This window comes from Dolichospermum sp. UHCC 0260 (genome assembly GCF_009711985.1).
In the GTDB taxonomy this organism is placed as follows: domain Bacteria; phylum Cyanobacteriota; class Cyanobacteriia; order Cyanobacteriales; family Nostocaceae; genus Dolichospermum; species Dolichospermum lemmermannii.
In genome coordinates this window covers 19,497-25,833 of sequence record NZ_VIKZ01000007.1, presented here as the reverse complement: position 1 = coordinate 25,833, position 6,337 = coordinate 19,497, and the positions used below count along the sequence as shown (strand labels likewise).

General features: G+C 38.3%; 5 protein-coding genes and 1 pseudogene. 4 read left to right on the top strand and 2 right to left on the bottom strand.

From position 1 onward, the window contains the following. Nucleotides 1–213: 213 nt before the first annotated feature. On the bottom strand, nt 214–1,158 hold the full coding sequence (gene tsf / locus FJR08_RS04545; protein WP_148762300.1) for a translation elongation factor Ts: 945 nt from the start codon (nt 1,156–1,158) through the stop codon (nt 214–216). 379 nt (nt 1,159–1,537) lie between these two features. After that, nucleotides 1,538–2,311 (bottom strand): 30S ribosomal protein S2, encoded by a 774-nt coding sequence (gene rpsB, locus FJR08_RS04540; RefSeq protein ID WP_015083055.1) that lies wholly within the window; start codon nt 2,309–2,311, stop codon nt 1,538–1,540. A 240-nt stretch (nt 2,312–2,551) separates the two neighbouring features. On the opposite strand from rpsB, the gene FJR08_RS04535 reads away from it, so the two are divergent. The 4 genes and pseudogenes from FJR08_RS04535 to FJR08_RS04520 form a co-directional block, all read left to right on the top strand. Next, nucleotides 2,552–3,652 carry a response regulator gene (locus tag FJR08_RS04535; protein WP_168632317.1) on the top strand — a complete coding sequence of 367 codons (1,101 nt, stop codon included), beginning with the start codon at nt 2,552–2,554 and terminating at the stop codon, nt 3,650–3,652. 167 nt (nt 3,653–3,819) lie between these two features. Next, on the top strand, nt 3,820–4,881 hold the full coding sequence (locus FJR08_RS04530) for a D-alanine--D-alanine ligase family protein (RefSeq protein ID WP_015083057.1): 1,062 nt from the start codon (nt 3,820–3,822) through the stop codon (nt 4,879–4,881). A 69-nt stretch (nt 4,882–4,950) separates the two neighbouring features. Beyond that, nucleotides 4,951–5,487: a hypothetical protein gene (locus FJR08_RS04525; RefSeq protein WP_168632316.1), complete on the top strand. Its 537-nt coding sequence runs from the start codon at nt 4,951–4,953 to the stop codon at nt 5,485–5,487. A gap of 579 nt (nt 5,488–6,066) precedes the next feature. Continuing rightward, nucleotides 6,067–6,337: pseudogene (locus tag FJR08_RS04520) on the top strand (hypothetical protein); the annotation flags it as partial.

The following is a 6,337-nucleotide window of genomic DNA, read 5'->3' as shown; positions in this document are numbered from 1 at the left end:
GTTGTCAGTTGTTAGTTGCTTTCTGTAGTACAAATATACGGATTTTGAATAAATAATCATCATTTAAATAAAATACAGGCCACGCAGAACGCGCTGGCCTGTAAATGGGAATAGTTATTAGTCAAAAATAAAAGTCCATAATCAACAACCAATTATTAAGTATATATTCTTAACAACTGACCACTGACAACTGACCACTGACTAATCACAAAATTACTTAGCACCCATTTGGGCAGCAACTTCATCAGCAAAGCTCATTTCGTTCTTTTCAATGCCTTCACCGAGTACATAGCGCACAAAGCGACTAACTTGAATTTCTTCGCCAACTTTGGATTTTACTTGTTTCACCAATTCTTCTACCGAAATACTTTGATCACGGATATAAGGTTGATCTAGTAAAGTCATTTCTTTGAGGCGCTTATCAATTCTACCTTGAACAATCTTTTCTTTGATGTTCTCTGGTTTATTGCCTAAGTCGTCCTTACCCATTTCGATGTCTTTTTCTTTGGTGACAATTTCGGCAGGGATTTGGTCTACGCTAACGTATTCAACGTTAGGACAAGCGGCAACTTGCATTGCTGCATTTTTAGCCAAACTTTGGAACTCTTCATTAGCAGCGGCTGAAGCACTTTGAGCGGTCAATTCCAATAATACACCAACACGACCACCAGTATGAATATAGCTATCTGCTATTCCTGGTGTATCAGTGGTGAGAGAGAAATTCACAAAGCGCCGAACTTGAATATTTTCACCAAGAGTTGCAATTGTTTCTTTGATGAATTCATCAACAGTGACACTGGACTTTTCAAGATAGGGTTGAGCCAATAAAGACTCTACACTATCAGTGGTTGCAGCTTGTTGTGCCAAGTTCTTAACCAAGGCTTTAAAAGCGTCGTTACGGGCAACAAAGTCGGTTTGGCAGTTTACCTCTATGAGTACACCTACCTGACCACCGGGCTGAATGTAAGTGTCTACTAGACCTTCTGCGGCGATGCGAGCGCTTCCTTTGTCAGCTTTAGCAATACCTTTTTGCCGTAGCCAGGTTATGGATTCTTCGACATCGCCATTATTTTCCTTCAGTGCCTTTTTGCAGTCCATCATGCCAGCACCGGTTTTTTGGCGTAGCTCTTGGACGAGTTTCGCAGATATTTCCGCCATATTGCCTCAATTCTTAACTTGACAGATACAAATATTATTCAAGATTATCAGACGATCAGGACTCATTTGAAAATCATTTAAGAGACTTCCAATCAAAAAAAATATCCCAATCTGTAGTATGGATGTAGGGGTAAAGCAGTCCCTTGAAGCCAGGGAATAAATTCCTGTCTAAAAGCTAAAGTCGGTTAAAACCGACTATTTTAGCGTAAATAGGATAATGATTGACTTTGAGTTAACCAAAGTGCGTTTTAACGCACTTTAGCTTTTACACCGGAACTTAAGTTCTGGGCGGGAATGTTGCAGCCAAACAAATAAGTTATCCCTAGCCTAAGTTGACACCAATGAGAGCTGCTAAACCCCTACTTGTTTGCCAGACTACTTATGCTTCGCCTTCAGATTCAGTGCTATCACTTTCATCATATTCGTAATCTTCGTCAGCATAATCATCGTAATCTTCTTCTGCTTCTAGTTGACCGTGACGGCCTTCGTAGATAGCATCTGCTAATTTACCAACAATTAGCTTAATGGATCTGATTGCGTCGTCGTTGGCTGGAATAGGAATATCCACAACGTCTGGATCACAATTTGTATCCAACATGGACACAATGGGAATACCTAATTTTTCGCATTCTTGAACTGCGTTATATTCCCGCTTCTGGTCAACAATAACCACGATATCGGGAACTTTCCTCATGTTTTTAATGCCGCCCAAGTATTTTTGTAGCTTCGTCATTTCCCGACGCAGCATAGAGGCTTCTTTCTTTGGCAATAAATCCAGTGCGCCGGTTTCTTCTCTCCGCTCTAAATCTTTGAGACGCTCGGCTCTGGTTTTAATAGTTGCCCAGTTGGTGAGCATTCCACCCAACCAACGTTGGTTAATGTAGTGAGAACCACAACGGAGGGCTTCTTGGGCAATAATTCCGGCTGCTTGGCGCTTAGTGCCAACAAACAGGAATTTTTTACCTTGTTCGGATTGGGTCCGCATATAATTATACGCGTTATCCATCAACTGGGCTGTTTGTACCAAGTCAATGATATGTACACCATTTCGTGAGGTGTAGATATAAGGAGCCATTTTAGGGTTCCAACGTCTGGTCTGGTGACCAAAGTGAACACCTGACTCCATCATTTGAGCCAAGGAAACTACTGGCATATTTTGTTACTCCTATTCGGGTTAAACCTCCATCTAGGTGCATTTCTCAATTTTAAGAAACACCCGAATTCCCAGATGTGCGGATTTTAGACAACTGTACTAGGGTAACACAAATATATTGAGTTTTGTGGTGAACTGGGATTTTTTATTTTCCGTATCATGATTTTAAGGATACTGAAAGAGCTAAAAATCATGCTAATTTACTAATATAGTTAACATTTGATTACGATACAAAACTATATGAATACGATTTTAATTATTGAAGATGAAGTTCAAATCAGAAACAATCTTAGGCAGATATTGCACTTATCAGATTTTGATACATTAGTTGCAGAAAATGGGTTACAGGGTTTAGAGTTGGCTAAAGATAAACATCCTGATTTGATAATTTGCGATTTAATGATGCCTGAGTTAGATGGCTATGATGTATTAACTCAACTGCGTCAGCATAGTGATACTGCAACAATTCCTATAATTTTCTTAACTGCTAAATCAGAGTGGTCAGATTTACGTAAAGGGATGGAACTTGGTGCTGATGATTATTTAACAAAGCCTTTTAATTCTAATCAATTATTGCAAGCGATCGCTACCAGACTGAATAAACAAGCAATATTTGAGCAAAAAACTCAGGAAAAATTGGATAATTTACGCAGTTGTATTACTAATTCACTACCCCATGAAATTAATACTCCTCTCAATCATATTATAGGAATATCAGAATTATTGATGGCAAACTATGGAGAATTTGACCAGGCAGAAATATTAGAAATGCTACAACATATTCATAAAGCTGGTCAACGCTTGCATAGATTAACTGTGAATTTTATCATGTATGCAGACCTGGAGTTATTAGCATCTAACCCGGAAAAAGTAGCAGCACTGAGAAATAATGGAGTTAAAACTTTTGTCACATCAATAGTTGAAAGTGTAGCTTTAAAAATTGCCAAAAAAGCTGGTAGAGAAGCTGATTTAACGATTGAAATCTCAGATGGTATGGCGCAAATATCTCCTGCAAAAATATCTAAAATTACTGAAGAAATAATTGCGAATGCCTTTAAATTTTCTCCGCCTAATACACCAGTGAAGATTGTCGGAAATAGTCATAATAATGCCTTTCATTTGTCTGTAATTGACTATGGACGTGGTATGACTCAGGAGCAAATTAATAATGTTGGAGCTTATGTCCAGTTTGAACGTAAAATGTATGAACAACAAGGTTCTGGTTTAGGATTATTAATTGCTAAAAGATTGGTAGAACTACATGGAGGAGAGTTTTCCATTGAGAGTATCTATGGGGCGCAAACTATTATGAGAATTGTGCTTCCTCAGCCGAAATTTTAAGAAATTTTGGTCATAGACTTGACTAGAAAAGCAAGAGAGAACATTGAGAATATATTCAAAGCTATATCGAACATTTTGGGAAGGGAACAGGGAACAGAAGAAGATGTCAGGGTTTTCGGCATTTTCCCTATAATGGAAATTGTGGATTTGTGGAGATATAGAAAAAAATGACTAAGCTACGGGTGGGTTTACTGTTTGGTGGACGTTCTGGAGAACATGAAGTTTCAATAATTTCGGCACGGGCGATCGCTCAAGCCCTCAGTTTAGAGGAAAATGCTAATAAATACGAAATTTTGGCTTTTTATATCCAAAAAGATGGTGTTTGGCAAGCAGGAGAAGTTGCACAACAAGTTTTAACATCTGGTGTTCCCCAAGAAATCCCCTCCATAACTCCTAATTTATGGCAATTCCCGCCCGAAACTGCCCAAGTTGAGCTTTGGTTTCCCGTTCTTCACGGTCCCAATGGCGAAGATGGTACAATTCAAGGTTTATTGACTTTAACCCAAGTTCCCTTTGTTGGGTCTGGGGTATTGGGTTCAGCAATGGGAATGGATAAAATTGCCATGAAAATGGCCTTTGCCCAAGCGGGACTACCTCAAGTAAAATATAAAGCTGTGACGAGGGCGCAAGTTTGGTCAAATGCTTGTGTATTTCCCAAATTGTGTGATGAAATTGAAGTTGCATTAGGCTATCCCTGTTTTGTCAAACCTGCTAATCTAGGTTCATCGGTAGGAATTGCTAAAGTGCGATCGCGTCAAGAATTAGAAACAGCTTTAGATAATGCAGCCACCCATGACAGACGGATTATTGTCGAAGCTGGAGTTGTGGCCAGGGAAGTGGAATGTGCAGTTTTAGGTAACGACAACCCCAGAGTTTCCGTCATTGGTGAAATTACCTTTGAGAGTGATTTTTACGATTACGAAACTAAATATACCCCAGGGAAAGCCGATTTATTCATTCCTGCAAACTTACCAGAGGTGGTAGCACAACAAATTCAAGATATGGCTTTACAAGCTTTTGCGGCTGTTGATGCGGCTGGGTTATCCAGAGTAGACTTTTTTTATGTGGAAGCTACGGGAGAAATTTTCATCAACGAAATTAATACTTTTCCAGGTTTTACCTCTACAAGTATGTATCCCCAACTCTGGGCTAATACGGATATACCCTTTGCCAAATTAGTAGATCAGTTAATTCTACTAGCAATTTCAAGACATTCTCCAATTAATTAAGGGGATTAGGGAGAGAAGATAGCGGATTAGGTAAAGAGGGAAAATAAATATTTTCCTCTTGTCTAAACAATGATTTGCGTGATTGATGTGATTAACGTGATGGATAATGAGCAAGAGTTTAAAAAAAATAAAGATCCTAGAAAAATTCTCGTCAATCTAGTGAGAAAGTACCCTGGGATCTGGTTCTTGAGTTTGTTCCTAATTCCTATAGGAGTTGCAATTTTTGCATATCATCAACTGAGTTATATTAGCTATGTACCACAAAAAGAACAAAAAGAAACCGCACTTATCCCTGTACAATCAACCATTTCCACATTTTCCGATCCGAGTAATCCTCTACCTTTATGGTTGATAATTGCAGTTATCTTCTGCTGTTCTAGTGGTTCTTTTGTAATTTTCTACCTACTGCAAAACTCAAGAGAAGGCACAAAAGCTATTCAACGCACTCGCAATAGTCAAAAATTGTCCTCGCAGAAACGTCATAAATCCCCAAATTTTCCATCTGACAGCAAAAATTTGCTCATAATTTCGCCACCAGAGAAAATCTATCCCCTCAATACCAATGCGGAATTTGTCAGAGACAGACAAGATTCACGATTCCTCTAGAAACTTGTAAACACAAGATTTTTAAGAAAGTGCCAACTTGGCAACCAAGTTTTAATTACCTAAGTTACATTGATGCAAGATAAACAAATTCAATATTGTGGCTATTAGAGGCTACTACATATTGATTTTTTTCATGCAGTACCAGAGTTTATGCTAACATTTTTCAAGCATAAATAACAATGATTTACAAATAATTGATTGACCATTGATGGAGTCGAAAATAATAACAATAATCAGGTTTGACATTTGCTGCAATGGGAATATTAACCGCATATAGATACTGTTTTTGCTACATTACCCCCCCAATGACTTGACAGTATTTGTATATATTTCTAAACGCTACAGCAGTAAATGTAGAGTGGGAGATTTCAGGCTTTTGGTATGCCTCCTCCCACTCTCTTTTTATTTTGTGTAGGGGTGAAGCATTCGCACGAGAAAAATATGGAACAAACAGATAAACTATATTGGCGAATGCTTCACCCTTTCCACGAGAAAAATATGGAACAAACAGATAAACTATATTGGCGAATGCTTCACCCTTTCCCATAAAAATGACAAAGAAATCCATCTATTAAATTTATGCCCTACAATTCCAATATTCACCACCGCCGTTCCATCCGATTAAAAGGATACGACTATACTCAACAGGGAGCATATTTTGTCACCATTTGCACCCATCAACGTAATTGTTTATTTGGTGAAATTGTAGATGGTGAAATAAAATTAAATACAAATGGCGAGATAGCAAGGGGTTCTTGGTTATCTATTCCTCGATATTTTAAAAATGTCGAGTTAGATGAATTTGTGATCATGCCCAATCATTTACATGGGATTATTATCATTGAGAGTT

Coding starts and splice junctions, on each gene's coding strand:
- FJR08_RS04525 (WP_168632316.1), top strand. CDS start 4,951: ATGATTTGCGTGATTGATGTGATTAACGTGATGGATAATGAGCAAGAG.
- FJR08_RS04530 (WP_015083057.1), top strand. CDS start 3,820: ATGACTAAGCTACGGGTGGGTTTACTGTTTGGTGGACGTTCTGGAGAA.
- tsf (WP_148762300.1), bottom strand. CDS start 1,158: ATGGCGGAAATATCTGCGAAACTCGTCCAAGAGCTACGCCAAAAAACC.
- FJR08_RS04535 (WP_168632317.1), top strand. CDS start 2,552: ATGAATACGATTTTAATTATTGAAGATGAAGTTCAAATCAGAAACAAT.
- rpsB (WP_015083055.1), bottom strand. CDS start 2,311: ATGCCAGTAGTTTCCTTGGCTCAAATGATGGAGTCAGGTGTTCACTTT.